This is a genomic window from Marinobacter sp. es.048 (genome assembly GCF_900188435.1).
Lineage (GTDB): Bacteria > Pseudomonadota > Gammaproteobacteria > Pseudomonadales > Oleiphilaceae > Marinobacter.
The window spans coordinates 329,935-354,603 of sequence record NZ_FYFA01000002.1 but is presented as its reverse complement, the minus strand read 5'-3'; the positions used below and the strand labels follow the sequence as shown (position 1 = coordinate 354,603).

General features: G+C 57.7%; 20 protein-coding genes and 1 riboswitch. Of the genes, 14 read left to right on the top strand and 6 right to left on the bottom strand.

The window, feature by feature from the left end; all coding sequences use genetic code 11:
• Positions 1–10: 10 nt before the first annotated feature.
• From fdhF to CFT65_RS12620, 7 genes are all read left to right on the top strand, one after another.
• A complete protein-coding gene (gene fdhF / locus CFT65_RS12650; RefSeq protein WP_088828495.1) occupies positions 11–2,896 on the top strand; it encodes a formate dehydrogenase subunit alpha in 2,886 nt (961 codons plus the stop codon).
• A gap of 115 nt (positions 2,897–3,011) precedes the next feature.
• Complete coding sequence (locus CFT65_RS12645) at positions 3,012–4,136, top strand: metallophosphoesterase family protein (protein WP_088828494.1); 1,125 nt, start codon at positions 3,012–3,014, stop codon at positions 4,134–4,136.
• Positions 4,133–6,778 carry an AAA family ATPase gene (locus CFT65_RS12640; RefSeq protein ID WP_088828493.1) on the top strand — a complete coding sequence of 882 codons (2,646 nt, stop codon included), beginning with the start codon at positions 4,133–4,135 and terminating at the stop codon, positions 6,776–6,778. Before CFT65_RS12645 ends, CFT65_RS12640 begins: the two co-directional genes overlap by 4 nt.
• Positions 6,768–7,163 carry an HIT family protein gene (locus tag CFT65_RS12635; protein ID WP_088828492.1) on the top strand — a complete coding sequence of 132 codons (396 nt, stop codon included), beginning with the start codon at positions 6,768–6,770 and terminating at the stop codon, positions 7,161–7,163. The genes CFT65_RS12640 and CFT65_RS12635 overlap by 11 nt, the downstream gene beginning before the upstream one ends.
• Positions 7,121–8,467: a DUF3883 domain-containing protein gene (locus tag CFT65_RS12630; RefSeq protein WP_088828491.1), complete on the top strand. Its 1,347-nt coding sequence runs from the start codon at positions 7,121–7,123 to the stop codon at positions 8,465–8,467. Before CFT65_RS12635 ends, CFT65_RS12630 begins: the two co-directional genes overlap by 43 nt.
• 183 nt (positions 8,468–8,650) lie before the next feature.
• Positions 8,651–9,229: an SOUL family heme-binding protein gene (locus CFT65_RS12625; protein WP_088828490.1), complete on the top strand. Its 579-nt coding sequence runs from the start codon at positions 8,651–8,653 to the stop codon at positions 9,227–9,229.
• Between the two features lie 55 nt (positions 9,230–9,284).
• A complete protein-coding gene (locus tag CFT65_RS12620; protein ID WP_088828489.1) occupies positions 9,285–10,379 on the top strand; it encodes a flavin monoamine oxidase family protein in 1,095 nt (364 codons plus the stop codon).
• 81 nt (positions 10,380–10,460) lie between these two features.
• Here the strand turns inward: CFT65_RS12620 and CFT65_RS12615 are convergent, their stop codons facing one another.
• Positions 10,461–10,718: a YdcH family protein gene (locus tag CFT65_RS12615; RefSeq protein ID WP_088828488.1), complete on the bottom strand. Its 258-nt coding sequence runs from the start codon at positions 10,716–10,718 to the stop codon at positions 10,461–10,463.
• 172 nt (positions 10,719–10,890) lie between these two features.
• Between CFT65_RS12615 and CFT65_RS12610 the strand changes: the two genes are divergently transcribed.
• Positions 10,891–12,213, top strand: a complete 1,323-nt coding sequence (locus CFT65_RS12610; RefSeq protein WP_088828487.1) for an NADH:flavin oxidoreductase/NADH oxidase family protein — start codon at positions 10,891–10,893, stop codon at positions 12,211–12,213.
• Here the strand turns inward: CFT65_RS12610 and CFT65_RS12605 are convergent.
• The 3 genes from CFT65_RS12605 to CFT65_RS12595 are packed head-to-tail and all read right to left on the bottom strand — an operon-like array spanning position 12,206 to position 14,415.
• Entirely contained in the window at positions 12,206–13,024 is an 819-nt protein-coding gene (locus CFT65_RS12605; RefSeq protein ID WP_088828486.1) for an SDR family NAD(P)-dependent oxidoreductase, read from the bottom strand. The genes CFT65_RS12610 and CFT65_RS12605 overlap by 8 nt on opposite strands.
• A 4-nt stretch (positions 13,025–13,028) precedes the next feature.
• A complete protein-coding gene (locus CFT65_RS12600) occupies positions 13,029–13,871 on the bottom strand; it encodes a hypothetical protein (protein ID WP_088828485.1) in 843 nt (280 codons plus the stop codon).
• Positions 13,872–13,887: 16 nt separating this feature from the next.
• Positions 13,888–14,415 carry a CIA30 family protein gene (locus CFT65_RS12595; RefSeq protein ID WP_088828484.1) on the bottom strand — a complete coding sequence of 176 codons (528 nt, stop codon included), beginning with the start codon at positions 14,413–14,415 and terminating at the stop codon, positions 13,888–13,890.
• Between the two features lie 141 nt (positions 14,416–14,556).
• Between CFT65_RS12595 and CFT65_RS12590 the strand changes: the two genes are divergently transcribed.
• The 4 genes from CFT65_RS12590 to CFT65_RS12575 are packed head-to-tail and all read left to right on the top strand — an operon-like array spanning position 14,557 to position 20,331.
• Complete coding sequence (locus tag CFT65_RS12590) at positions 14,557–15,339, top strand: hypothetical protein (protein ID WP_088828483.1); 783 nt, start codon at positions 14,557–14,559, stop codon at positions 15,337–15,339.
• Positions 15,332–18,274, top strand: coding sequence for a hypothetical protein (locus tag CFT65_RS12585; protein ID WP_088828482.1), 2,943 nt, complete (start codon positions 15,332–15,334; stop codon positions 18,272–18,274). The genes CFT65_RS12590 and CFT65_RS12585 overlap by 8 nt, the downstream gene beginning before the upstream one ends.
• On the top strand, positions 18,267–19,712 hold the full coding sequence (locus tag CFT65_RS12580; protein WP_088828481.1) for a hypothetical protein: 1,446 nt from the start codon (positions 18,267–18,269) through the stop codon (positions 19,710–19,712). The genes CFT65_RS12585 and CFT65_RS12580 overlap by 8 nt, the downstream gene beginning before the upstream one ends.
• Positions 19,705–20,331 carry a condensin complex protein MksE gene (locus tag CFT65_RS12575; RefSeq protein ID WP_228705850.1) on the top strand — a complete coding sequence of 209 codons (627 nt, stop codon included), beginning with the start codon at positions 19,705–19,707 and terminating at the stop codon, positions 20,329–20,331. The genes CFT65_RS12580 and CFT65_RS12575 overlap by 8 nt, the downstream gene beginning before the upstream one ends.
• 13 nt (positions 20,332–20,344) lie before the next feature.
• On the opposite strand, the gene CFT65_RS12570 is transcribed toward CFT65_RS12575, so the two are convergent.
• A complete protein-coding gene (locus tag CFT65_RS12570; protein WP_088828480.1) occupies positions 20,345–21,817 on the bottom strand; it encodes a DUF3336 domain-containing protein in 1,473 nt (490 codons plus the stop codon).
• Between the two features lie 105 nt (positions 21,818–21,922).
• Positions 21,923–22,015: riboswitch (glycine riboswitch) on the top strand.
• A 163-nt stretch (positions 22,016–22,178) separates the two neighbouring features.
• Here CFT65_RS12570 and CFT65_RS12565 point away from each other — a divergent pair.
• Positions 22,179–23,396 carry a D-amino acid dehydrogenase gene (locus CFT65_RS12565; protein ID WP_088828479.1) on the top strand — a complete coding sequence of 406 codons (1,218 nt, stop codon included), beginning with the start codon at positions 22,179–22,181 and terminating at the stop codon, positions 23,394–23,396.
• Positions 23,397–23,423: 27 nt separating this feature from the next.
• Positions 23,424–24,116, top strand: a complete 693-nt coding sequence (locus CFT65_RS12560; RefSeq protein ID WP_088828478.1) for a cytochrome b/b6 domain-containing protein — start codon at positions 23,424–23,426, stop codon at positions 24,114–24,116.
• Positions 24,117–24,128: 12 nt separating this feature from the next.
• Here CFT65_RS12560 and CFT65_RS12555 read toward each other — a convergent pair whose 3' ends face one another.
• A complete protein-coding gene (locus tag CFT65_RS12555; RefSeq protein WP_088828477.1) occupies positions 24,129–24,593 on the bottom strand; it encodes a c-type cytochrome in 465 nt (154 codons plus the stop codon).
• Positions 24,594–24,669: the final 76 nt, after the last annotated feature.

Sequence of the window (24,669 nt, the reverse complement as noted above, 5' to 3'; positions counted from 1 at the left end):
GGAGGCAGCCATGAGCCATTCAAAAAGAGCCATGAACGATGCAACCGCCAGCTTTACCCTGACCCTGGACGATGTCGAAGTTCAGGCCTACCCCGGCGAAACCCTGTGGCAGGTCGCTAAACGCGCCGGTGAGACCATCCCTCACCTTTGTTTCAAAGACGCCCCAGGCTATCGCTCGGATGGCAATTGCCGGGCCTGCATGGTGGAAGTGGAGGGTGAGCGGGTACTCGCCGCAAGCTGTATTCGCGAGGCCGCGCCCGGCATGGTTGTTCGCAGCGCAGGCTCGTCACGTGTTCAGGCGGCCCGCAAAGGCGTACTCGAATTGCTGCTGGCCGATCAGCCTGAGCGAGATAACAGCCCGGACCAGTCCAGCCATCTGTGGCAAACGGCGGATCAACTGGCCATTGATGCCAGTGCCGTGCGCCAGCGCCTCCCGGCTCATTCAGAACGTAATGAGCCTACGGTGCACCATGTCGAGCCTCGGTCTGATTCGTTGGCCCACGCCCGGGGCCATGACGCCAGTCACTCTGCCATGAACGTCAACCTGGATGCCTGCATCACCTGCGGGCTGTGCGAGCGGGCCTGCCGCGAAGTGCAGGGCAATGATGTGATCGGCCTGGCCCACCGTGGCGCCGAATCCAAAGTTGTCTTCGACTTCGACGACCCCATGGGCGACAGCACCTGCGTTGCCTGTGGCGAATGCGTGCAGGCCTGCCCCACAGGGGCGCTGATGCCTGCCAACCTGATTGATGCGGAAGGTCGTGGCGATTCCGCCCAAGCCGACCGCACTGTGGATTCCGTCTGCCCCTATTGTGGCGTGGGCTGCCAGCTCACCTATCACGTCAAAGACGAACCGACCCACAACGGGGCAGGGAAACAGCAGGGGCGTATTCTTTTCGTGGAAGGCAAAGACGGCCCCTCCAACCAGGGCCGGCTTTGTGTAAAGGGCCGCTTCGGCTTCGATTATCCTTCGCACCCGGCACGGCTTACACGGCCGCTCATCCGCAAGGAGGGCGTATCCAAGGGCATCGACCCCGACTTTGATCCGGCCAATCCCTTAACGCATTTTCGCGAGGCAAGCTGGGAAGAAGCACTGGAATTTGCCGCCACCGGGCTGACGGAACTCAAAGGCCAACACGGCCCAAGTGCGCTCGCCGGCTTTGGCAGCGCCAAGTGCTCCAACGAAGAAGCCTGGCTGTTCCAGAAACTGGTTCGCACCGGTTTTGGCTCCAACCATGTGGACCACTGCACTCGGCTCTGCCACGCCAGTTCAGTGGCGGCACTGATGGAATGCCTGGGCTCCGGCGCGGTGACTGCCTCGTTCATGCAAGCGCTTCAGGCCGATGTGGTCATCCTTACCGGCTGCAATCCGGCCGTGAACCACCCGGTCGCCGCCACCTACTTCAAACAGGCGGCCCGCAACGGCACCAGGCTGATCATCATCGATCCCCGGGGCCAGGCTCTGGACGCCTATGCCTGGCGCAGCCTTCGCTTCTCGCCGGGTGGCGACGTGTCGCTCTTCAACGCCATGCTCAACGTGATCATCAGCGAAGGTCTCTACGATCAGGCCTACATTGATGCCCACACCGAAGGCTTTGAGGCGCTGGCCGCCAGTGTCGCGGATATGACGCCAGAGGCAATGAGCCCGATCTGCGGCGTTGAACCAGACACCATCCGCGAAGTGGCCCGGGCCTACGCCGGTGCCGAAAGCGCGATGATTTTCTGGGGCATGGGCATCTCCCAACACGTGCACGGCACCGACAACGCCCGCTGCCTGATCTCCATGGCCCTGACCTGCGGCCACACCGGCCGCCCAGGCACTGGCCTGCATCCGTTGCGTGGCCAGAATAACGTTCAGGGCGCCTCCGACGCTGGCCTGATTCCCATGGTATTGCCCGACTACCAACCGGTAGGAGATTCTCAGCTGCGCGCCGCCTTCGAAGAACTCTGGAGCACCGAGCTGGATCCCGAGCCTGGGCTTACGGTTGTGGAGATTATGGACGCCATCACCGCAGGCACCATCAAGGGCATGTACATCCTTGGCGAAAACCCCGCCATGTCCGACCCGGACCTGACCCACGCCCGGGCCGCCCTTGGCGCGCTGGAACACCTGGTGGTCCAGGACCTGTTCGTTACCGAGACCGCCCAGTTTGCTGACGTCCTCTTGCCGGCCGCCGCCTGGTCGGAAAAATTCGGCACCGTTACCAACACCAACCGCCAGGTGCAAATGGGTCGCGCCGCATTGGCGCCGCCGGGGCAGGCAAAGCCCGACTGGTGGATCATTCAGGAAATCGCCCGGCGTTTCGGTCTGGGTTGGGACTACGCCGGCCCCGAGCAAGTGTTCGCCGAGATGAAGCAGGGCATGCATTCACTCGATCATATCTCCTGGTCCCGACTGGAACGCGAAGGGTCCGTGACCTATCCATGCCCGGCCGACGACGCGCCAGGGCACGACGTGGTCTTCTCCGATGCTTTCCCCCGGGCCGGGGGACGTGCGAAATTATCGCCAACCCGGCCGCTGCCACCGGATGAGCCAGTGGATGACGCCTACCCGATGGTGCTAACCACCGGGCGACTGCTGGAACACTGGCACACCGGCGCCATGACCCGTCGCAGCAAAGTACTGGATGAGCGAGAGCCCGAAGCGGCTGCCTACTTGGCACCCGCCGAGCTGGCTCATTTGGGCGTCGCGCCCGGTGATGCCATCCAGGTTGCCACCCGGCGTGGCAGCATCACCCTCACAGCGAGGGCCGATCAGGCCATGCCCGAGGGTATGGTGTTCATACCCTTCGCCTTTGCCGAGGCGGCGGCCAACCTGCTCACCAACCCGGCCCTGGACCCCTACGGGAAGATTCCGGAGTTCAAGTACGCAGCGTGCCGGCTGAGCTCTGTATAGCGTCCCGAGTAAAGCATCTCCTCCAGAACGACGTTCATTGTCGCATCGCGTCTGTAAAGTCTTGGCGTGTAGTCTAGAATAACGCCAAAATTTCCAGATCTCTCAGGGACATAAAATGCCAAAGTTATTGCATACGGCAGACTGGCAAATGGGCCGGGCGTTTACCCGTTTTGAAACCGAAGACGGTGCGGCGCTCGTCGAGGCCCGGTTTGAAGCCATCGAAAAGCTGGCTCAACTGGCCAACGAACACCAGTGCGATGCAGTACTGGTGGCCGGTGATGTCTTCGATGCACAAACGGTCTCCGACCGCACCATTCGCAGGGTATTCAACGCCACCAAGGGCTTTACCGGCCCCTGGGTGATGCTGCCCGGCAACCATGATGCCGCCCTGGCAGAGAGTGTCTGGACGCGAGCCCAACGCCTGGGTGCGGTGCCCGAGAACGTACACCTTGCGCTTCAGCCCCGCGTCATTGATCTGGAACCCCAGCGCCTGAGCATACTTTGCGCACCGCTGACTCAGCGCCATACCTATGGCGATCTCACCGAGCCGTTCAGCGGCTACGAGTCACCGGAAGGTTTCCTCCGGATCGGCCTGGCCCACGGGAGTGTCCAGGGCCTGTTGCCGGACGAGATTGATTCCACCAACCCCATAGCGCCGAACCGTGCCGAAGCCAGCAGGCTCGATTACCTGGCGCTGGGTGACTGGCACGGCACCAAACAGATTGATGAGCGCACCTGGTACAGCGGAACCCCCGAGCCGGAACGCTTCCGTAACAACGAAGCCGGCAACGCCCTGATCGTTGAAGTGCCCGAGGCAGGGGTAACGCCGACGGTAACCCGACTACCCACCGGCCGGTATCAGTGGCACCAGTGGCGGGAAACCCTGGCAGTGCAGTCTGATCTGGACCAACTGCTGGATCGATTGAACGCCTTGCCCGAATCCGCCGTTGTAGACCTTCGGCTTGAGGGTTCGATAACACTCGCCGGGGAGGAAACGCTCATGAAGGCGCTCTCGGTGGCTGAAGCCCGATTCCGTAGCCTGCGATGCGAACGGAGTGGGCTTCAGCTTGCGCCGACCGACGAGGACATCGCCGCCCTGAAAGCGGACGGATACGTGGGCGAAGTCGTCGAGAGCCTGCGCGAGCGTCAACAAGAGGGCGCGCAGGATGACGCCGCCCGAGACGCGCTGGCCATTCTTGCGGGCATGCTCAGAGAGCGGGAACAGGAGGCCAGCCAATGAAACTGCAGCGCATGCGCATTGAGCAGCTACGCCAGTTCTGCAAACCCTTTGTTCTGGACAACCTGCAACCCGGCCTCAACCTGATTCACGGCCCCAACGAATCCGGCAAAAGCACCCTGGTGCGCTCGATCCGGGCGGCCTTTTTCGAGCGCTATCGCTCAACCGCCGTTGACGACCTTCGCCCCTGGGGCGACTCCGCCGCGGCGCCCACCATTGAACTGGATTTCGAGCACGAGGGCCGTTCCTGGCATCTCACCAAGAGCTTCCTGCAACGAAAACGCTGTGACCTGAAAGTCGGCACCGAGACCTACAGCGAAGACGACGCCGAAGAAAAACTGGCCGAGTTGCTGGGCTACCAGTACCCGAAACGCGGCGCCAGCAAAGCCGAGCACTGGGGCATACCGGGATTGCTGTGGGTGGAGCAGGGCACCGGGCAGGACATCGAGCAGGCCATCGAACACGCCGGCGACCACCTCAAATCCGCCCTGAACTCCATGGTCGGAGAGGTGGCCAGTTCCGGCGGCGATGACCTGATCGAGACCGTCCGCAGCCAGCGGGACACCCTGCTGACCGGCACCGGCAAGCCCCGGGGAGACTACCTGAAGCTGGAGAAAGACCGCGCCTTGTATGAGGCCGAAATCGAAGAGCTGAAGGAGCGGGTGCACAAATACCAGGAGCAGGTCGACCGACTGGGCAAACTGGCCCAGGACTATGATCAGGCGGAGGCCGAGCGCCCTTGGGAAGAGGCCCAGCGACAACTGGAGCAAGCCCGGGCGCAGTATCAGCAGGTAGAACGCCTGGAGCAGCAGCAAGCCCAGGAGAAGGCCACGCTCGCCCAGCTGCAGCAGAATTACCGATTGTTGCAACAGAACAAGGAACACCTGGAAGGCCTGAGCCGCCAGCTCGAGGGCCGAAAAGCCGAACTGGACCGTGCGGAGCGAGACCTCGCCACCGCACAAGCGCAAACGCCGATGATTACAGGCCGTTTGCAGGAAGCCAGAACTGCCTACGAGCAGGCTGAAAAGCAACGCAAGCTTGCCGGTTTGCTGCAAACCCGGGAACGGCTGGAGCAGGATGTCCGGCGGCTTGAGCAACAGAAACAGGTTCTAACCCAGAATCTTGCCAAAGCAAAGGAATACCACCAGCAGTTGGAGCAGGCCAGACAGCAGGCCAGAGACAACCGGATTGATTCCGCCGCAGTCAAAAACCTGAAAGCCACCGCGAACCAGCTGAACGAAGAAACCATCCGTTCACGAACCATTGCGACCCGGTTGAATTGGCAGCTGGAAGCCAGCGCGTCGTTAACGCTGAACAACGAGCAACTGACCGGGCAAGGCGAGCAGCAACTCCTGGAAGAATCCACCCTGGTTATCCCGGGCATGGGCACCCTTGGCATAACCCCCGGCGGCGAAGAGCTGGCCAGCACCCGCCGGAAGCTCAAAACCCTTGAGGACAGCTTTGCAGAACAGCTGAAGACTCTAGGCGTGGCATCCGTGGAACAGGCCGAAGACCGGCTCTCAGCCTTTGAAAGTGCCGGAAGAGCCCAGAAGCACGCGGAAGATTTGCTGAAATCCGTGGCACCGGCCGGCATTGAGCAACTGGTTTCCCAGCAGAGCGAGGCGAAAAGCGAACTGGAGAAAGCCAAAAGCCAGTTGCAGGCCACGCCAGAACCGGACCAGAAGGAGAACGTACCCGCCCTCGAAGAGGCGGAGGCCGCTTTTGTTCAGGCCGGCACCGCGCTGGATAAGGCGGAATCGGACGAACGTGAGCATCAGGCGACGCTGTCGGCACTAAAACAGGCCCGGGATAACGCCAGAACCGAATGGCAGCGGCTGGCGGATGAAGAAAAGAGCCCGGAACGACAGCAGCAACTTCAGCAAATCACCACCGACCTGGCGAACCTCGAGAAACAACAGACCCAACTGCAAGCCAGCCTCGAGCGCCGCGAACGGGAGATCCGCGAAGCCCGCCCGGACTTTCTCAAGCAGGACATCGAACGCTACCAGAATGCGGTCAATCACCTGCGCCAGACCCAGGAGAATCGCGGGCGTGAACTCCGCGATATCAAAGTCCGGCTGGAGGCCTGGGGTGCCGAAGGGCTGGAAGAACAGCTCAACGAGAAAGAGGCGGAGCTAGACCAGTGCAATCGCCGCTACCAGGAACTCCACCGACGCGCCCAGGCACTGGATCTGCTGCTCAACCTGCTCACCGAAAAACGCCAGGCCCTCACTCGCCGCCTGCAGGCACCGCTGCAAAAGCACCTCAACCATTACCTGTCGGTGCTGTTCCCGGAAGCCTCCCTGGAAGTCGACGAACAGCTACGGCCTGGCACCTTCAGCCGGGGCAGCGAACTGGGGCAGGTCACCGAACTGAGTTTTGGTGCCAGGGAACAGATGGGACTGATCAGCCGCCTGGCCTATGCCGATCTGCTTCGGGAAGCCGGAAGACCGACGCTGGTGATACTGGATGACACCCTGGTGCATAGTGACAGCGGGCGCCTGGAAGATATGAAGCGCATTCTGTTCGATGCGGCCAGCCGCCATCAGATACTGCTGTTTACCTGCCATCCGGAGAAGTGGCAAGATCTGGGTGTGCCGCCTGTGGATATTCAGGCATCGAAGGGAAATCATAATGGAACGTGACTGCCCATTTTGCGCCGTCAATCAGGATTCAGAGCATGGTCCCATGCCATCCAATGCGTTGGCCCATATTCGCTTGGATGGTTTTCCAGTTTCTCAAGGCCATTTATTGATCGTACCCAATCGTCATGCCGCCGAATGGTTTGACCTAAGCGCTCCTGAACAACAAGCCATCATGGAGCTTGTCGAACAAGGCAAACAATGGCTTGAAGAGCGTTACCAGCCGGATGGCTATAATATCGGTATGAACTGTGGAGCAGCAGCAGGTCAGACGGTTATGCACATGCATTGTCACCTGATCCCGAGGTATGCGGGCGATCAGCCAGATCCTCGTGGTGGTGTGCGATGGGTCATCCCGGAGAAAGCGAATTACTGGAGTGGCCGGTGAGTTTGCTTGATTACGAGAAGCGCTTCTCGACGCTTCGAGTGAACAGTGGTGGTGCTAATAAGAGCCCTCACAAAGTGGCCATGTTGCAGGCTGTGATGGACCTCGTTGAGTTGGGAGAAGTTACGAATAATCGGTTTTATTTTGACGATGATCTCAAGGGCCATTTCACCAAACGTTTTCAAGAACTGGCGTCTCCCTCGGATCGGAACAATCCCCACTTACCGTTCTTCCATCTTCGAAGCGAAGGATTTTGGCACCACAAAGTCAGGCCTGGTCAGCAAGAGCAATATCAGCAACTGACAAAGGCAACATCGCAGGGCGCCATTGATGCTCACATTGATTACGCGTTTCTGGACGATGAGCTGTTCGAACTGCTCGGGAACCGGATTGCCCGAGAGCTTCTAAGATCTGCGCTGCTGACTAGCCTCGACGATAAGTCGATCCTTGACCTTCTTCAACCTGAACGCGGCGGCTGGGACTGGTTGGAATGTGAGTTCCTGGTCAATGATTACGTGACGATGTTGGAGAAACGCCTTGTCGGCGCTCCCTACAGTAAGGCAGCACACCGCAGGGCACTGCAGCCGCGTTTGAATAATCGCTCCGAGGGATCGATCGAATACAAGCACCAGAACGTCAGCGCTGTGCTCTTGGAATTGGGACTTCCATACATCCCCGGCTACAAACCTGCTTTCAACTATCAGCAACAACTCAGACAGGTAGTTCTGTCTTATCTTGCAGGCCATCAGAAGGTCGTGGACGACGTTAATCTCGTTGCGGATAAGGTCGCCGAAGAGCCGGATCATAGTGATCGGGCTTGGGATTCGGTGTTTGATCCGGAACCGCCAGAGCGAATTCCTCATGTGGCCGAGAGCAGACCGAGCTACTTGGCAAAACGCATCGACTTCTCGGAAAGGGAACGGCGCAATCGTCAGTTGGGGGAGCGCGCTGAGGAATTTGTTCTTCGCATGGAACGGCAGAGGCTTACTGCTCAAGGCCGGCCTGATTTGGCCGCAGCGGTTGAGTGGTCCAGTAAGGATCGGGGCGACGGGTTGGGCTTTGATATTCGCTCTTTTGACTCGACTGGCGATGAAGAGCGCTTTCTTGAGGTGAAGGCGACTAACTCTGGGAAGTATCTGCCGTTTTTTATTAGTGAAAACGAGCGGGCGTTTTCCAATGACTATTCAGACGCGTTCCGCTTGTACCGCGTCTACGAATTTACCACCGCCCCGAGATTTTTCATTTTGCCGGGAGCAATCGAACAGCATGTGCATTTGTTGCCGCAAAATTACAGAGCTCGGTTTTAATGCGAGACATTTTCCGGTCGCTTTATTCGAAGATAGAAAAGTCTATTAGCCATGTGCTGATTCCAAAGGAATAGTTACAGATAGACCTCGATCCTGAAGGCAAATATGAAAGGAAACATTATGCTTAGACGGAACGCAGCGCTCTTAATCTCCCTTTGCTCAATCTTCATATCGGCAACCACCATGGCGACAGAAAAAGCGGAATACACAGTCCTCCTGAAGGAGGAGAACCTGGAAGTACGTCTTTACGAGCCGCATATTGTTGCAGAGACAGTCGTTGACAAAGAATTCGAAGACGCGGGCAGTGAAGCGTTTGGTCGTTTGTTTAAATACATTTCCGGCAATAACCAATCCCAAGAGGAAATCGCCATGACCGCGCCCGTTGGCCAGGTGGCTGGGGGTCAGGAAATTGAGGGGCAGGAAATCGACATGACGGCACCGGTAGGGCAGACCCAGGTTGATGGAAAATGGGTCGTCAGTTTTATGATGCCGGGATCATTTACGATGCAGACTACTCCGACACCCAGGGACGAGAGGATCACCATACGCCAGGTGCCAGAACGGACTATGGCAGCCATCGAGTACTCCGGGTTTTGGAGCAAATCAGGCTATGAAAAGAACAAGGCGAGGTTGGAAGAATGGATCAACAAAAAGGGATTCATTATTCAGGGCAAGCCAGTCTGGGCGAGATATAACGCACCGTTCATGCCCTGGTTTTTGAGGCGAAATGAAGTGTTGATCCCAATAGACCATTTGCAGTGATAGCGCGTATCAGGCTACTCACCGAAGCATCACGATCATCATAGGAAGTTTATTCATGCAAAACGTGCGCGTCGCCATTGTTGGCGCCGGCCTGGCGGGTTTATATGCCGCTTATGTCCTTGAGAAAAAAGGCATCAAAGACTATGTCGTTCTTGAGGCGAGGGACGTTCTTGGTGGGCGGATTGCGTCTACGATCCACTCTGAGGGTAAATTTGATGTGTCGGGTGAGGGCTTCGATCTGGGCCCCGCCTGGTTCTGGCCTGCATTCCAGACCGATATGGCGCAACTGGTGGATGAGCTCGGGTTAGAGACCTTTCAGCAATTTGAAACCGGCGATATGCTTCTGGAGCGTTCATCCAATCAGCCCCCTCAGCGGACCGGTGGGTACGTCAACTCTCCACCCTCAATGCGAATCGCCGGTGGCATGTATTCGCTCATTGATGCTTTGTATCAGCGGCTTGATCCAGTGCGGGTTGTGACGGGCCAAACGGTTCGCAGCCTGCGCATTTCAGAGCCCTCTATCGAGCTACTGGGCGAAGATGCTCAAAGGCAAACCGTGAGCTACAGTGCTGACCATGTGTTGCTGGCAATGCCACCCCGATTGGTTGAGTCTCAGCTAACTTTTTCGCCTGCCTTACCGGATGAACTTGCCAGGCAATGGCAGGCGACAGATACCTGGATGGCCCCTCACGCAAAATATATTGCCGTGTTTGATCGGCCTTTCTGGCGAGATCAAGGGTTATCCGGGGAAGCTCGAAGTGCGCTCGGGCCGATGGTTGAGATCCACGATGCCTCCACTCAGGGAGGGAAGGCGGCCTTGTTTGGTTTCCTGGGTGTGCCCGCTGACGTGCGCCGTCGTGTTTCCGAGGAAGAGCTTATTACTGCCTGCCGCACACAGTTCGTCCGACTGTTTGGTTCGCAAGCGGAGAATCCAGAGGCAGAATTTATCAAGGACTGGGCTAAGGAGATTTATACCGCCACCGATACAGATGAAAGATCCTCGGGCAATCACCCTATGCCTGCCTTGTCGCCGAGCTCAGGTGCATGGGCTAACCGAGTAACCGGAATTGGCAGTGAGTGGTCACGTGAGTTTACGGGATATCTGGCCGGCGCTATTGATGCGGTAAATCGCGGTTTAGATTCTTTTTAGGAGTGTTCGCGGAAAGGGGCAGAGCCCCGGCGCGAGCTGAGAGCTTTCGCCCGAGCCCGGGGAATAGTTGCCGGGTCACTTCTATTTTTCAGACGAGGATTTGTACTCGCGAATCATGCCAGAAAGCTGGTCTTTCAGATTGAGGCGTTGTTTCTTGAGGTCCTCCAAGTGTTCGTCAGAGGTGTTCTCTGCACCACCCTCGAAATGGTGAACTGCATGATCTACCTCGTGGTACTCTTCAAACAGTTTCGCGAAATGATTGTTGCTGGTTTTCAGGTGATGAATGGCTTCTTTTGATTCGGGGAATTCATGAATCAGGTCGTGTTTTTCCAGTGACATAAAGACAATCCCTTTGATTGCGGCGTGTGTTTAAATTTGCGCTGTCGACGGGAAAGAATACGGCAAGGTGACGACCTGGAACAAGCCGTGCCGGCGTGGGCATTTATGCTTATGGTTGGCTTGATGTTTTAACCCGGAAAATTTACACACTCAAAACCATCAGGATGAAGCTATGCCCGAATCGCCCCTCGCCGAACCTCTGAAACTTCCCTGTGGTGCGGTCTTGCCTAACCGACTTGCCAAGGCCGCCATGACCGAAGGGCTGGCAGACGACCGGCTCCATGCCACTCACCGCCATGAAACCCTTTACGGTCGCTGGTCCGATGGCGGAGCAGGGCTGTTGATTACCGGCAACGTGATGATTGATCACCGGGTGTTAGAGCGGCCAGGTAATGTGGCGATTGATCCTGCGCCGGCCGAAGGCGAGCCGGAGGGTATGGCGCAGTTGCGTGCCTGGGCGGAAGCGGGAACCCGTAACGGCAACCATCTGTGGATGCAGATCTCCCATGCCGGTCGCCAGTCGCCGCGTTACGTGACCACGCGTCCAATGGGGCCGTCGGAAGTCCAGCTATCGCTGATGGGCAACTATGCCCGCCCACGGGCGCTTAAGGAGCCGGAGATCCTCGACTTTATCCAGCGCTTTGCCAATGTGGCCCGGATCGCCAAGGAGGCGGGCTTCACGGGCGTTCAGGTACACGGGGCCCATGGGTATCTGCTGTCGTCTTTTCTGTCGCCGGTCACCAACCAGCGCACCGATCGCTGGGGTGGGTCGCTGGAGAATCGAGCCCGTTTCCTGCTCGAGGTGGTGCGGGCGACTCGCGCTGCTGTGGGGCCGGAGTTTCCGGTGGCGGTAAAGCTGAATTCCGACGATTTTCGCAAGGGTGGCTTTACGCTTGATGAGTCTGTGAACGTGGTGCGCTGGCTCAATGAAGAGGGTATTGATTTGCTGGAGGTGTCCGGCGGCACCTACGAACAGCCCCGGCTGCTCGGGTACAGTGGTGATGCAGACACGGCAAGCGATGGGCCGGCCATGCGGGAAAGCACTCGCAAGCGGGAAGCTTACTTTCTGGATTACGCCCAGACGATTCGTGAGGTTTGCGATTGCCCGCTGATGGTCACCGGTGGATTCCGAACGCGTGCGTTTATGGAAGAGGCTATTTCTAATGGCGAAACCGACGTGATTGGCCTTGGCCGGCCACTCTGCACGGATCCAGATACGCCTATGGATCTGCTTGAAGGGCGCATCGATAAGACCGTTTGCCACGAAGATCACGTCAAGCTTGCCCAGCGGGGATTTTTCTCGCCCGCCAGTCCGCTGATGCCACTCAAAGTAATCAACGTGCTGGGTGGCCAGGCCTGGTACTACCAGCAGATTTTTCGGTTGGCGGATGATGGTAAGGCTGATCCGGATCTGGGCATTTTCAAGGCGATCGGGGCTTACCTGAAGGATGAAATGGGCCAGGCCCGGCGGGTGAAAAAGGCCCGTCTTACCTAAAGATGATTCTCTGGATCGAGCGGGGAATAAACCGGGTGATAAATTCGGCAGCATAAGTCTGTGGAGTGACCAGGTATCGAGGCTTGGGCCGTTTCGCCTCTGCAGCCTTATAGATCTTTTGGGCAACATCCGACGCACTGGCTGTAAACGGCTTTATTCTGGCGCCTGGCGCGAGCGCTGCTTCCATGGCTTGGTACTTTTCTCGGTGCACCGCGCTCGCTCGCCCCAGCACGGGCTGCAAAGCGGCCAGGGCATGTTCCCTGAACCGGGTCTTCACGGGCCCCGGGAGCACCAGCGAGACGCTTTCCAGGCTTTTGCTACCCTGCTCATCAAACCAGAAGCTCTCGTGAGCGGTGTTCATCGCGGATTTGGCGGCACAGTAGGCGCCTTTCATTTGCTGGGGCACGATGGAGAGCACTGAGCTTACGGCGATGACCCGCAAGGGTATGCCGTGTTGCTCACAGAGTCTCAGGCAGACGGCCGCCAGTTTTATGGGGCCGAATACGTGTGTGCTGAATTGCTTTTGCCACATGGATTCGGACAGGTCTCGAAGCGCCCCGAACTGCCCGTAACCGGAGTTGTTGACCAGAATAACCCGCTCGGCTGCCGCAATTTCCGTCTCCAGTGTTCCGGCAAGGCCTTCGATCTGCTCAAAGGACTCAAGATCCAGCGCCAGCTCCAGATCGGCAGACTCGACGCCGGTTGGCTGTCGGGACAGGGCGACAACCCTGTAGCCGTTGCTGGCAAAGAGGGCACAGGTCTCGTTGCCAATGCCGGCGCTGGCACCGGTTACCAGGGCGAGTTTGGTCATTGCATCAATCCCCAATCCAGTTTGCTTTATCGACAATTCGCTTGAGCTTGTAGCCGAGAAACCGATACTTGCCCCAGTGTTGAAAAGCGCTTTGGGCGTACTTCGGGTCAAACCCTTGTTGGCGCAGATAGGCGCTGACTTCGGAGTCGACCGGCAGCGTCTCAAAATTTCTCATCAGCATCATGGTGTGAGCAGCAGCATAGGGGCCGATGCCTTTCAGGGAAATCAGGTAGTCGTAGTCGACCATGTCACCATGGGCAGAGCCATTGTTCTGGATGGCTTGATCCTGGAGTAATTGATCGGTCACCGTATCGACGGTCCGGGCTCTGAACCCTAGTTTGCACTCTTCGGCCAAACGCTCGGGGCCAATCCTCTGGAGTTCCCTAGGCTCAGGGAACAGGCCGCCGCCCAGGCCTACCAGAGAGGCGACCATGGATTTGGTCTGCTTCCAGGTGGTGTTGATGGTGCAAACCGTTTTAATGAGATCCTCAAAGAAGGTGTCTCCGCGCAGTAATCGGCCGCCACCGGACCGAATGAAGCGGGCAATGTCCGGATCGTTCCTGTCGCAAAGTGCAAGAAACTCTGAGGGATCCCAGTCCAACTGCAGCCAGCGGGAGACGCTTTCGGAAACCGCATCGGTGCTTGATGAGCATGTTTCGATAAGAAGCTGATCTTGAGAGGGCTGGTGGACCCGGGCCCATTCCGCGTTCTCGTCAATCCTTACCGTTCGCTCAAGACGCTCTCCGTCCCAGTGCCAGGGCGCAAGCTGACACCAACCGTGGCTTTCCACCGTCATGCGCAGGTTGAATGGCCGTTGCAGGTTCAAGGCGAAGGTGCTTGTAGTCATGGCCGGTTGAGCTCCATCAGTACAGAACCCAATCCTGCATCTTCAGTTGAAATTCACCAACCTGTCGCCCGGAAACGAAAAGGCTCACTGAAGCCAGATACGAAAGATTCAGTGCTGCCTCATCGGTCAATGTTTTGCCGCGCCAGGTAGGGATGAATTCACTGAACGGCAGGCGTATGCGGCTCCAGTCTGCTGTATCCGGGGTGAATGCATGCTGGTAAACAATGCTTCGCCGGTTGGTGCTGTTTCGGAGCCCGATCTTGTAGGTTTTGCCGTCGCCCTTTGCTAGCAATTCAATGCCTGTCGATTGGGAGGCATCGATGGGTTCCGGAAAGTCTGCTTTAACGGAGGCAAAGCCGCCGCCGTTATCCAGGCGCACGGTGCCGTCAAAGAGGCCGACTCCTCCGTCAGAATGAATCAGCTCGCCATCAGACTGTCCGCCCATTACCTGATCACCCAGGGAGTCCCATTCCAATCGCTCGCCCTTGGTATCGAACGTAACCAGGATAGGGTTGCCGCGGTTGTTACTGTGTGTGTCCTTCATTGGTTTTCCTTTACCCGCTTTTCAGAGATTCCGGGTAACAGTCTGGATGAAAAGTTCCCGATACAGTAGGCGCCTGATAGCGTTACACTAACTCTCAAATCTACGTTCATAAACTGTGTTCAGAGTGATTGTGGTGAGCTGTTGAACGACTATCTCGATAAAATCCTCCGTGGCCAGCCCATCAACTATGAAGCTTTCCTGAAAAAACTTCCGGATTCGTTTAGGCGCCGGCATAGGGAATTGTTTGCGGCGGAAAAGGTAAAAACCAACCGTTGGCTTGTCACGATTCTGGATGAGAGCGCTTTCGCTGAGTTGCAGGATGTGGCGCAAACGCCGGTAAGCCGGCTTGACGCCGCGAAAAAGGGTAATTCCCACCGCCATGGCACCGAGGTCAGCTTTCTTCTTGTTTACCATCAGGGGCTGGCGTCCAGCCGGCCGGACGTAGTTGTAATAGGAACGGAATCGGTGGATATCGGTTTCCAGCCGGCCCGTTCGGTGCTGGTGGTGGAGAATGAGCGGAATTTCTACCAGTATTCGCAGATGCTCGACTTTGCCAGTGAAACACTGGGCGTTCATTTGCGGCTGATGAATTGTGACGTGGTTCTGGGCGGTGGTAACCGCGTTACCCGGGGCGCGATTCTCGACTGGTTGAAGGGTTACGAAGAAGTATTCTGCGCATTCGATTATGATGCCGGTGGTCTGCAAATGTTCTCGACGATGGCAGCCCATCTTGGTGACAAAGCCACCTTTGTTCAGCCGCGTGACTGGCAGCCATGGCTGGCCCGGTTCTGCAAGTTACCGGACAGCACCGAACGGTTTACAAGGGCGATATCGCTGGCGGGAGGGCTTGGCTTTGTGGCCCTGGCCGAGGCGTTTCGAACGACCGGCAAATTCATGGAACAGGAGATAATTCTGGATGAGTGACTCCCAGGGGAGCCCAGGCAATTTCAACTTTGGTATTCGCCGTCTGGTGTTGGTGGATTCCGCCGGCTTCTGTTACGTGGAAATTCCGGTGGATAACCATGGCCTGATTCTCGGCCCGGGGAACCTGGGCAAATCCAGCCTGTTGAATTCGCTGCGGCTGTTTCTGCTGCCCGAGAACAACTTCAAGAACAGCCGCAAGAAATTTGCCTTCCGCAATGCCAGCGCCGGAAGCTTTTACACCAATGAGGAAAGCTACCAGCACTACTTTCCGAGCCAGTTCAGTTTCCTGATCATGGAGGCCGAGAACCCGGCCGGGGTGCATTGCCAGATTCTGTTCCGGGACAGCGCCAGTCAGCTCAGCTATGGCCGCGCGTTTGTGCCGGTGGGCTACGACCAGCTGCGGCCCCTGTTCTGGAACGGTGATGATGAAGACGGTATTGGCCAGGCAGTGCCGGAGTTGTCGTTCAGCCGGTTATCGGAGGCGCTGAAAAAGCTTTCCAAAGAAACCCGGCTGGTGAATGACCCCGCCAAACTCAAACAGATGCTGTACAGCAGCGAGTTGATGAATGCTGATGCGGTGCGCTATTCGGTGCTGCCCCTGGGTGAGTCCGACGAACGCCGGGTGCAGTCGCTGCGTACGCTGATCTTGCTGCTGTTTGAGATGAAGGCAGACGATCAGGCCATGTCCAATGCAGTGGCCAGCATCATCGAGGCGGACAAGAAGTTTGCGGACGACGCCTTTGATTTCAACATCGACGACTTTCTCAATCGCCATGATCAGTTAAAGCAGCAACAAACTCAGCTTACGAGAATCGAGAAAGAGCGCTCACGGTTTGAAAAGCTACAAAAGGATTATCAGTCCTACCAGACCTTGCTTCGCAGCCAGCACGACTTCGCCGCGTTTCGGGATGGAGTGAGCAATGCCTTGCAAGACATTGGCGCCAGGCGCAAAGCCGCGGTGGAGGCGTTCAATGAACAGAACGACACACTGCGCCATGTGCTGCAGGCTCTGAAAAAACTGGAGCAGGATGCCAGCGGCCTGAAGGGCGAGATCCGTTCCGCCGACCGTCGCATCAAGCAGGCAGAGCAGAATCAGAAAGATGGCGAGCTGCTGGTGTCCCAGTATGGAGAAATGACCCTGCAGGAAATCGAAGAGATCCAGAAAGAGGAGCTCGATAGCAAGAAAGGGCACTTGGCCGCTCTGAAGAGTGCCGCCCAGGCGGAGATCCGGCTGGAGCAGATCCAGAAGAAGAAGCAGGAGCTTGAGCGCAAGCATGAATCCCTGAGGGAAAAAGAAAGCAAGCAACAATGGCAGCTGCAGAACCAACTGGACGAAGCCACCGCAGCGCCTTTGCGGGCAGTGGATTCGAAACTGGTGATGGCCAGTCCGGGTCAGGATCTGGATGCCGACACCAAGGCCACCATTGAAGCCTTTGCGCGGCTGCTTGTGCCCACTGAAAAAGGCTTTGACTGGTTCGATACGGAATTCCCGACTCAGCCGGCCCGGCAGACAGACTTTGCAGAGCAGCGTCGGCATATTGAGGGTGAGCTTCATGGGCTGGAAAAGGAACGTTCCGAGCTGGCGGATACGGCCAACCAGGAGCACGACCGGCCCCGCCTGATCGAACGCACGGAAAAGGAAATCCGTGCCATCGAGAAAGACCTGGAAACGCTCCAGCGTTACCCGGCGGCCGCGACCACCCTGCGGGACGCCACTGAAGAAAAGCAGGCGGCAGAAGAACAGCTCGCCAAGCTGGAAGAACAGGCCCGGCTGGAGCAGGAAAAGCAGGATGCTGTTCAGCAGAAGGCCGCCAAAGCCAGGGCCGAGAAAGAGCGTATCGAAGAGCGAGAGCGAGAACTGGCGGGCCTTAGCCGCAGCGTTGGCACCGTGGAGCACCGTTTCCCGCATCTGAAAGTCGTGGAGGCCGAGCAGCCACTGGGTATGGAGCAGGTGTCTGTCGCCGCGTTCGACGACTTGCAAACCCAGTTGGACGATTTGGAAGAGCGCCGCCGCAGTATCCTCGACCACCTGCGTCAGTTCGTCTACCTGGGCATCCATGAAGACGCCGAAGGTGAGCTGCAGAAAGACGGCCCGGCGTCATCGGTCATCCGGGAAACGTTCAAAAGCCTGTCGGACCTGTTTGCCGGCATGGGGGAGCGCTGGAGTGTGCTGGAGCAGCAGGTTGGTATCCACAACGAAACCGTGGCGAGCTACCGGCAGGCCCTGAAATCCAACCACGAACACATTGCCCGATTTGAAGCGCAGCTGAACCGGGAACTGGACGGAGTGCGCATCAACGACCTGGTGGAAATCCGGGTGGATATCCACACCGATCCGAAATTCCGCAATCTGGTGGAAGAAGCCAACAACATCGACCCCTATGGCAACCAACTTCAGTCCGATGCGTTCTATGACCGTTTGCGGGTGTTTGTGGCAGACTTTTTCGGAGAGCAGGGCGGCAGCAAGCGCCTGACCATGGACAGGGTGATCACCGGCATTTCCTACCGTACCCGCAAGGAAAACGCCACGAACCTGGACAAGAAGGGCCAGTCCACCTCCACCACGGCACTGATCAATCTGGAGCTGGTGTACCGCCTGCTGAAACGGGTGTTGTATCCCGGCGTGCAGCTGTCGTTCCCCATGGTGCTGGACGAACTGGCCAGCGTGGACATCAGCCAGATGCCGTCACTGTTGGAGCGCCTACGCAAGCAGGGCTTCAACCTGTTCTCTGCCGCCACCCACAGTGCCAGCGCGGAAGTGATTTACCTGATCGGTCGACATCTGGAAGTCGGGCAGATGCGCACGGCACGGCCGTACAGCCCGCAGCGCACCCTGGTGTTCTGGGGCGGGGCGGAAGGTTTCACCAGCGGCGAGGCTATGAGTCACTGGGCTGATCAGGCTCAGGCCAGCCTGATGGAGCCGGTGGATGAGTAAACGCTTCAGCACTCTGGACACCACCCGACTATTGTTCGAGCACCCGAAGATTTTGTTCCGGATGATTGAGCGGATGGACCGGAACGAAGCCCGGTATATCCGGGAGAGCGATCTGGTGGCCGAGGTGATGGACTACACCCGCACCCTTGGCAACGCCGACCGGGATCGGGTGCGTTTTTCGCTGAACACCGACAATCTGTTCCGCAGCGGTCTGGTGATCGACATCATCAAGGCTGATGGTGAGCGACGACTGGTGTTCCAGGATGCCCTGATCAACCTGATGCGGGCCTGCAACGCGTCGCTGTATCAGGAACTGACCGATGCTCGCTTGCGCGGCCATTTGGTAACCCTTCGGGACGTGCGCAATCGGCTGGAAACCAGCAGTTTCAGCGACGCGGACCCGGACTACACCGAGCTGCGTGACGACCTGAACGAGCGGGTGAGCCAACTTATCGGTTTGCTACGCCAGAATGTCCTGCGCATGCAGACCATCAGTGCGCAGCTTGCGGACCTGTCCGGCGACGCCAGCCGGGCACCCGAGAAATTCCTGGAGTTCCGTCAGAACCTGTTCGAGCAGATCGTTACCCTGTATGAACGCCACATCAAGCCGACCCTGGTGTTTCTGAACCCGGATACGCGGCTGCCCGATGGCAGCAACCTGTTCGAGACCCTGGAAGCCATGGTTCGGTTGCTGGAAAGCCATGGCGACCACAGTTTGGCGGACCAGTTGTTCCGTTCCTCTATCAGCCTCAATGCCTTGTACAAGCCGATTCAGGCTGTGGCCCAGGAGGTGGAACACTTCCTGCGCAAGACGCGCCAGGGCATGGTCCAGTACAACGCCATGCAGCATTTCTACGGCAAACTGCAGGAACTCAAGGGCGACACCGAGACCCTCAGCCTGAAACGAAAGTGGCTGGAAGGCGGGGACTTTGCCCGCAGCACCGGTTTTCTGGTGGGCCTGCGGGCCCAGCAGCGGCCGAAACATTACGCCTTCGGTGAATCGTCCAGCTATTATCAGTTGTTGTTCAGTGAACTGGAGCTGCGACTGAACGACCTCCAGCGTAAGGCACAGGTGCCGGTTCTGCAGCAGGTGGATGGCAGCGGGCGTCACACCCGGATTGACGTTGAGCGCATCAACCAGCTGTATCAATGGCTGGAAACCCTCGAGCTGCGGCCGACCATGGACCTGGTGCGTGAGTTGCACGGCCGCCTGGATGGCTTTATCCCCGGTTACCGTTTCCCGGATTTGCTGGCGGCCCTGAACCGCCTGGTCAACTCGCCACCAGAAGGGCTGCAGGTGGTCACGACCAACCGTTTCCGAATCCTTGATCAGTCGTCAGACGGCGAGCAGTTTGTCTACCGCAGGCGCCGTCTGGAAAATCTGGAAACTACTGAAAGCAACGCCCCGATCAATCAAGAAGAGCAACAGCATGCCTGAATTCTCCGACGCGATGGATACCACCGAATCCGCCGATCATGCACAAAGCTCTAGCAGCTTCGAGCAAATCCTCCCAGCCCAGAGCGCGGCAATCTACCGGGAATTCCAGGCCGGCCGGGTGATTGTGCGTGATGTCTGGGACAGCAACCGCTCCGAGCTGCGTGCCAATCCGTTCTACAATCTGCTTTATAACCACCTGTCTCACTTCCGGACTTTTTACGAGCACCTTGGCAGCGAGCTGGTGTTCAACGAAACCGGTGCGTTTTTCTTTCTCAAGGAAAGCAGTGACGATGAGAATGAAGAGCACGATGAGAACGCCTTCCGGGTGCAGGTGATCTTGCTGCTGATCGGGCGTTATTTCGCGCGTAGCGGTAGGGATCTGGAATACCTTGGCCGGCCCGATGCCGGATTGAATGAGCAGGATCTCGAAGCTCTGGCGGGCGATGAGGAATACCAGGAGATTCTCAGGGCGGCCCGGTTTGAAAAAGGGTTGCCGGAAGCCCTGGATTATCTGGATAAACGCAATCTGCTGTTTCGCGCCGGTGCAGGGCGCTGCTTCTTGAGTTCCGCTGGTCTGTATTTTCTGCAAGAGCTGGTTCGGGAGTTTGAGCAGGGTTAGGAAAGAGGCCCGATTAGCGCTTTGACTCCTGCCCGCCTTCTTTTTCGACATCGTGTTCCAGCCTGGTGATACAGCGATCGAACGCCCGGCTGATCCTTGTCTGATCCTTGATCATCGCCAGTCGTGGCCAGGTGGCCTGCTCCCCGAGATTTATATACATCTCCAGGTCTTCAGGGCTTGGGTTAGCCAGAACCTTTCGGTAAAGAGATGCCTTGGGCGGGAAGTGAATGTTGATGTCCCCGAGGTATTGCTGGCTGGTCATGGCGTGGGCCTGTTCGATGAGCGGCCGTATGATGCCAGGGTGTGGGCTCTGCTTGGTCAGTTTCAGGGCCGTGGCAATCTGGCCGTGTGCGAGAGACAGCGCGGCTCGTTTGGCCCAGGCGGTCACGCCGCTCTGGTCATGATGGCTGATAAAAGGCACCACATGGGGGTTGGCCTGGCTTACGATGGTTTTGTTCACGTTGTGCAGGCGGGCCATTCTCATTAGTGGCAGGTCACCATGCACGCTGCCATCAATCCAGCTTTCGGTCGGCATGTAGGGCACGCTACTTTGTCGGCTACCGTTCGATTCCCGCGCCTGAAGGACTACCGGCGGGAAGATGCCCGGAACCGCGCACGAGGCCATGACTGCTGAATCCACCAGAACGGCCGGTGAGGACAGCCAGTTCAGTAGCCTGGGCTTTTGCTGGGTGCGAGTAGGGGAGACCGAAATATTCAGCGTGCGGCGGCTATGTTCGTACGCCTCTTTGAAACTCACACTCCCGAGGTTGTGCTGAATATGTTCCTGCAGTTGGCCGGGGTCCATGGCGTGGCCTGCCCGTAGGCCTTCCGCCACGCCCAGCCAGCGGAACGCATTCAGATGAATGAGTTCGGGGTGATTAAAGAAGTCTGCCAGCTCCTTCTCGTCCCGTGTGCAGATGGCGCCGGCCACTATCGCGCCCATACTGGAGCCGGCCATCACATCCGGCAGCAGGTCCTGGCGCCAGAGCGCCCGGGTAACGCCAATGTGGTAAATCCCGAAAGCCGCCCCGCCGCTGAGCATCAGGGCTGGCCGGCCATAGACTCTTTCGGCGTCCCGAAACATTTTCAGCTTGCGGGCGGTCGAAACCTCCGGAATGGGGTGCTCGCAGATAAACGCCATGGACTTTTCCACGGCATCAAGGAACTCACCCACCAATCGATTGGTGCCGCTGCGTGCAACGGTGTAAAGGTCCGGATTGGATAATTCGCCCAGGTGACGGTAGAGGCTCTCCTGGAGTATCCGGATCAACCGCCGTGTGTCGCCATTCTGCCTGCAATGGTCCATGAGGCCCATGTGCTTTCGCATAAGGCTTTCATGCAGCATTCCGGTCTCTTCCTGCTCGCGCCAGGCCAGCAGGCCGTCCATGTCGTCGAGCGCGGTTGCAGCCTCGCACCATTGCTCATAGTCGCGAGCCTGTTCCAGGTGCTGCTGGAGTTGTTTGCGGGTTTTCGAGGGGTGTTTCATACCCTTTACCTTAACCGATCCGGCCGGGGCTGTGCAGCGGCTGGTTTCCTGCCCCCGGGTTATTTGCTATGTTTACGACCGTGGGTTGGGTTTTATTACCAATCAGACATGTCTGCGGGAGAGACTGCATCGCTTGCGATCAGCGCCGAAGGAGCAACTGCCCCGGAAACTCTCAGGCAAAAGGACCGCTGACATGAATACTTTCCGAAGAGCTGTCGACAATCGCGTCAGTCGGCACACCGAAGGAGCAAGCGGCCTGTTTCGCTGAAACGGCCCGTGAATCTCTCAGGTCCCGTGACGGAAGGGGTGCTTTCTGCCATTTCGAGCAGAGAGGAAACCCTGGGCGCTCACGGAGATTGGAATGAAGCGAATCGCAGTAATTGGCGGTGGTATCACTGGTATTACCACCGCCTACACCCTTGCCAAGCGCGGGCTTGACGTCACGGTTTACGAGAAACATCGCTATGCGGCGATGGAAACGTCCTTTGCCAACGGTGGACAGCTCTCCGCCTCTAACGCGGAGGTCTGGAACAACTGGCAGACCGTGATGAAGGGCATCAAGTGGATGTCCCGGCGGGATGCGCCGCTGTTGGTGAATCCCAAGCCGTCCTGGCACAAGCTGAGCTGGTTCGCCGAGTTCATTGCCGCCATTCCCCAGTACGAGAAAAACACCACGGAAACTGCCCGACTGGCCATTGCTGCCCGTGACCATCTCTTTGCGTGGGCGCAAGAGGAGGGGATTGATTTCGATCTCAAGAAGCAGGGCATCCTGCATATTTATCGCGACAAGACCGGGTTTGATCACGCTGCGAATGTGTCACGGCTGCTGTCTGCAGGTGGCCTGGAGCGTCGGTCAGTCACGCCGGAAGAAATGAAGGCCATCGAACCGACGCTGGCAGGCAACTACTACGGCGGCTTTTTCACCGAGAGTGACTCCACCGGTGATATTCACAAGTTCACTAACGGCCTGGCCGATGTCATTCAGAGGCTTGGTGTTAAAACCTGCTACGGCCAAACGGTTACTGAACTGAGCGCAGACGAGCGCAATGCCTGGGTCACCGCGCACGATGGCGAAGAACAAACCCGCGATACCTTTGATGGCGTGGTGATTTGTGCGGGTGTTGGCAGTCGAGGGTTGGCTAAAAAGCTGGGGGATCGGGTGAACATCTACCCGGTGAAGGGATACTCCATCACCGTTGAACTGGACGACGAGGAGTCGCAAAAAGCGGCGCCGACGGTCAGCCTGCTCGACGATGCGACCAAGATCGTGACCAGTCGCCTTGGCGATGGCCGTTTCAGGGTTGCCGGTACCGCCGAGTTCAGCGGTTACAACCGCGATATCAAAGACGACCGGATCCGCCCGCTGACCCATTGGGTTGAGCAGTGCTTCCCCGGTGTCTGTACGCGCAAGGTAGTGCCTTGGGCCGGATTGCGGCCAATGATGCCCAATATGATGCCTCGGGTCGGGCCTGGTCGGTTGCCGACAGTGTTCTATAATACGGGGCATGGCCATCTGGGCTGGACACTGTCCGCGATAACCGCCGAGATGGTGGCAGAAGAAGTGTCCCGTAAGTCGTAAGAGTTTGACCGTTTTCCGGGAGGCGCCATGACAAGTATTCGCCTGTGGGACCTGCCGTTGAGAGCATTTCATTGGCTGCTGGTCATAGCGGTTTGCGGCTCCCTGGTTTCGATCAAGCTCGGCGGAGAATGGATGGTCTGGCACGAGCGGTTCGGCCTTGCAGCGGTCGGGCTGCTGAGTTTCCGCCTGATTTGGGGATTTATTGGATCGACCTATGCCCGGTTCTCGGTTTTTTTACCGGGTCCCGGGGATCTCAAATCTTACATCCAGGGCAAATGGCAGGGCGCAGGGCATAATCCACTGGGTGCACTGTCTGTTCTGGCTATGATCGCTTTGTTTGGATTTCAGGCGGTCACGGGGTTGTTTGCGAACGATGAGATTTCTTTCAACGGACCACTCTATCCTCTGATTTCATCGGATCTGAGCGACACGCTCAGCGGTTGGCATAGACAGTCTGAATGGTTCCTTTATGGCTTGGTTGCCCTGCACATCGGGGCAGTGATGTTCTATACGCTGGTGCGGAAGAACAATCTGATCAAGCCGATGGTGACGGGGAAAAAATCAATAAGCGACCATCTTGGTAGAAGTGCGGAAGGTGGAGGGATTGGAGCGTTTGTTGCTGCGTTCTGTCTAAGTGCTGTGTTGGTCGGGCTTGCCAGCGGCGAGTTTATTCCTCCGCCGCCAGCACCTGAGCCTGCACCTCAGGATCTTGGCTGGTAATCGCTGGCTGGATCAGTCGGCGCGGAAGTTATCATGGCAAGCTTTGCAACTCTTGCCGACCGCCGCAAACTGCTCGGCGATGGCGGCTTTGTCACCATTGGCCGCAACTTCCTGCAATTTATTCGCTTCACGAACAAAGTTGCCGCCAACTTCCCGCGCTTTTTCAGGCTGTTCGAAGAATTCGGGCTTCAAACGGGTATCGTCGGCCTTGTCCATCGAAGAGTCGGGGCTATAAAGAGCGCCAAGGCCTGAATTTGCTGTCGCGGCGATGGCGTTTGCTGCCGCCATAATTTGTTGCGCGTTGAACTCCACTTCCTCGTCTACTGCCTGCGCCTTGATCTTGCCCATATTCCAGGACATGAACTGGTACGCCGCCTGACGAGCCTCGATCTGATCCTCAACGTCCATCTGAGCAAGGCTGGTGCCGGCGAACGCCAGGCTGAACATGGCGGTGGTCAGAATTCCTGTCGTCTTCATTTGTCGTCCCTCGTTGTCTTTGGTTAATCAATGCAATTTCAAAATAGCATAACCAAATGTCATTTAAATATAGCCA

Bases quoted from the DNA above. Each gene is read 5' to 3' on its own strand.
- fdhF (WP_088828495.1), top strand. From the start codon at position 11: ATGAGCCATTCAAAAAGAGCCATGAACGATGCAACCGCCAGCTTTACC.
- CFT65_RS12645 (WP_088828494.1), top strand. From the start codon at position 3,012: ATGCCAAAGTTATTGCATACGGCAGACTGGCAAATGGGCCGGGCGTTT.
- CFT65_RS12640 (WP_088828493.1), top strand. From the start codon at position 4,133: ATGAAACTGCAGCGCATGCGCATTGAGCAGCTACGCCAGTTCTGCAAA.
- CFT65_RS12635 (WP_088828492.1), top strand. From the start codon at position 6,768: ATGGAACGTGACTGCCCATTTTGCGCCGTCAATCAGGATTCAGAGCAT.
- CFT65_RS12630 (WP_088828491.1), top strand. From the start codon at position 7,121: ATGGGTCATCCCGGAGAAAGCGAATTACTGGAGTGGCCGGTGAGTTTG.
- CFT65_RS12625 (WP_088828490.1), top strand. From the start codon at position 8,651: ATGGCGACAGAAAAAGCGGAATACACAGTCCTCCTGAAGGAGGAGAAC.
- CFT65_RS12620 (WP_088828489.1), top strand. From the start codon at position 9,285: ATGCAAAACGTGCGCGTCGCCATTGTTGGCGCCGGCCTGGCGGGTTTA.
- CFT65_RS12615 (WP_088828488.1), bottom strand. From the start codon at position 10,718: ATGTCACTGGAAAAACACGACCTGATTCATGAATTCCCCGAATCAAAA.
- CFT65_RS12610 (WP_088828487.1), top strand. From the start codon at position 10,891: ATGCCCGAATCGCCCCTCGCCGAACCTCTGAAACTTCCCTGTGGTGCG.
- CFT65_RS12605 (WP_088828486.1), bottom strand. From the start codon at position 13,024: ATGACCAAACTCGCCCTGGTAACCGGTGCCAGCGCCGGCATTGGCAAC.
- CFT65_RS12600 (WP_088828485.1), bottom strand. From the start codon at position 13,871: ATGACTACAAGCACCTTCGCCTTGAACCTGCAACGGCCATTCAACCTG.
- CFT65_RS12595 (WP_088828484.1), bottom strand. From the start codon at position 14,415: ATGAAGGACACACACAGTAACAACCGCGGCAACCCTATCCTGGTTACG.
- CFT65_RS12585 (WP_088828482.1), top strand. From the start codon at position 15,332: ATGAGTGACTCCCAGGGGAGCCCAGGCAATTTCAACTTTGGTATTCGC.
- CFT65_RS12580 (WP_088828481.1), top strand. From the start codon at position 18,267: ATGAGTAAACGCTTCAGCACTCTGGACACCACCCGACTATTGTTCGAG.
- CFT65_RS12575 (WP_228705850.1), top strand. From the start codon at position 19,705: ATGCCTGAATTCTCCGACGCGATGGATACCACCGAATCCGCCGATCAT.
- CFT65_RS12570 (WP_088828480.1), bottom strand. From the start codon at position 21,817: ATGAAACACCCCTCGAAAACCCGCAAACAACTCCAGCAGCACCTGGAA.
- CFT65_RS12565 (WP_088828479.1), top strand. From the start codon at position 22,179: ATGAAGCGAATCGCAGTAATTGGCGGTGGTATCACTGGTATTACCACC.
- CFT65_RS12560 (WP_088828478.1), top strand. From the start codon at position 23,424: ATGACAAGTATTCGCCTGTGGGACCTGCCGTTGAGAGCATTTCATTGG.
- CFT65_RS12555 (WP_088828477.1), bottom strand. From the start codon at position 24,593: ATGAAGACGACAGGAATTCTGACCACCGCCATGTTCAGCCTGGCGTTC.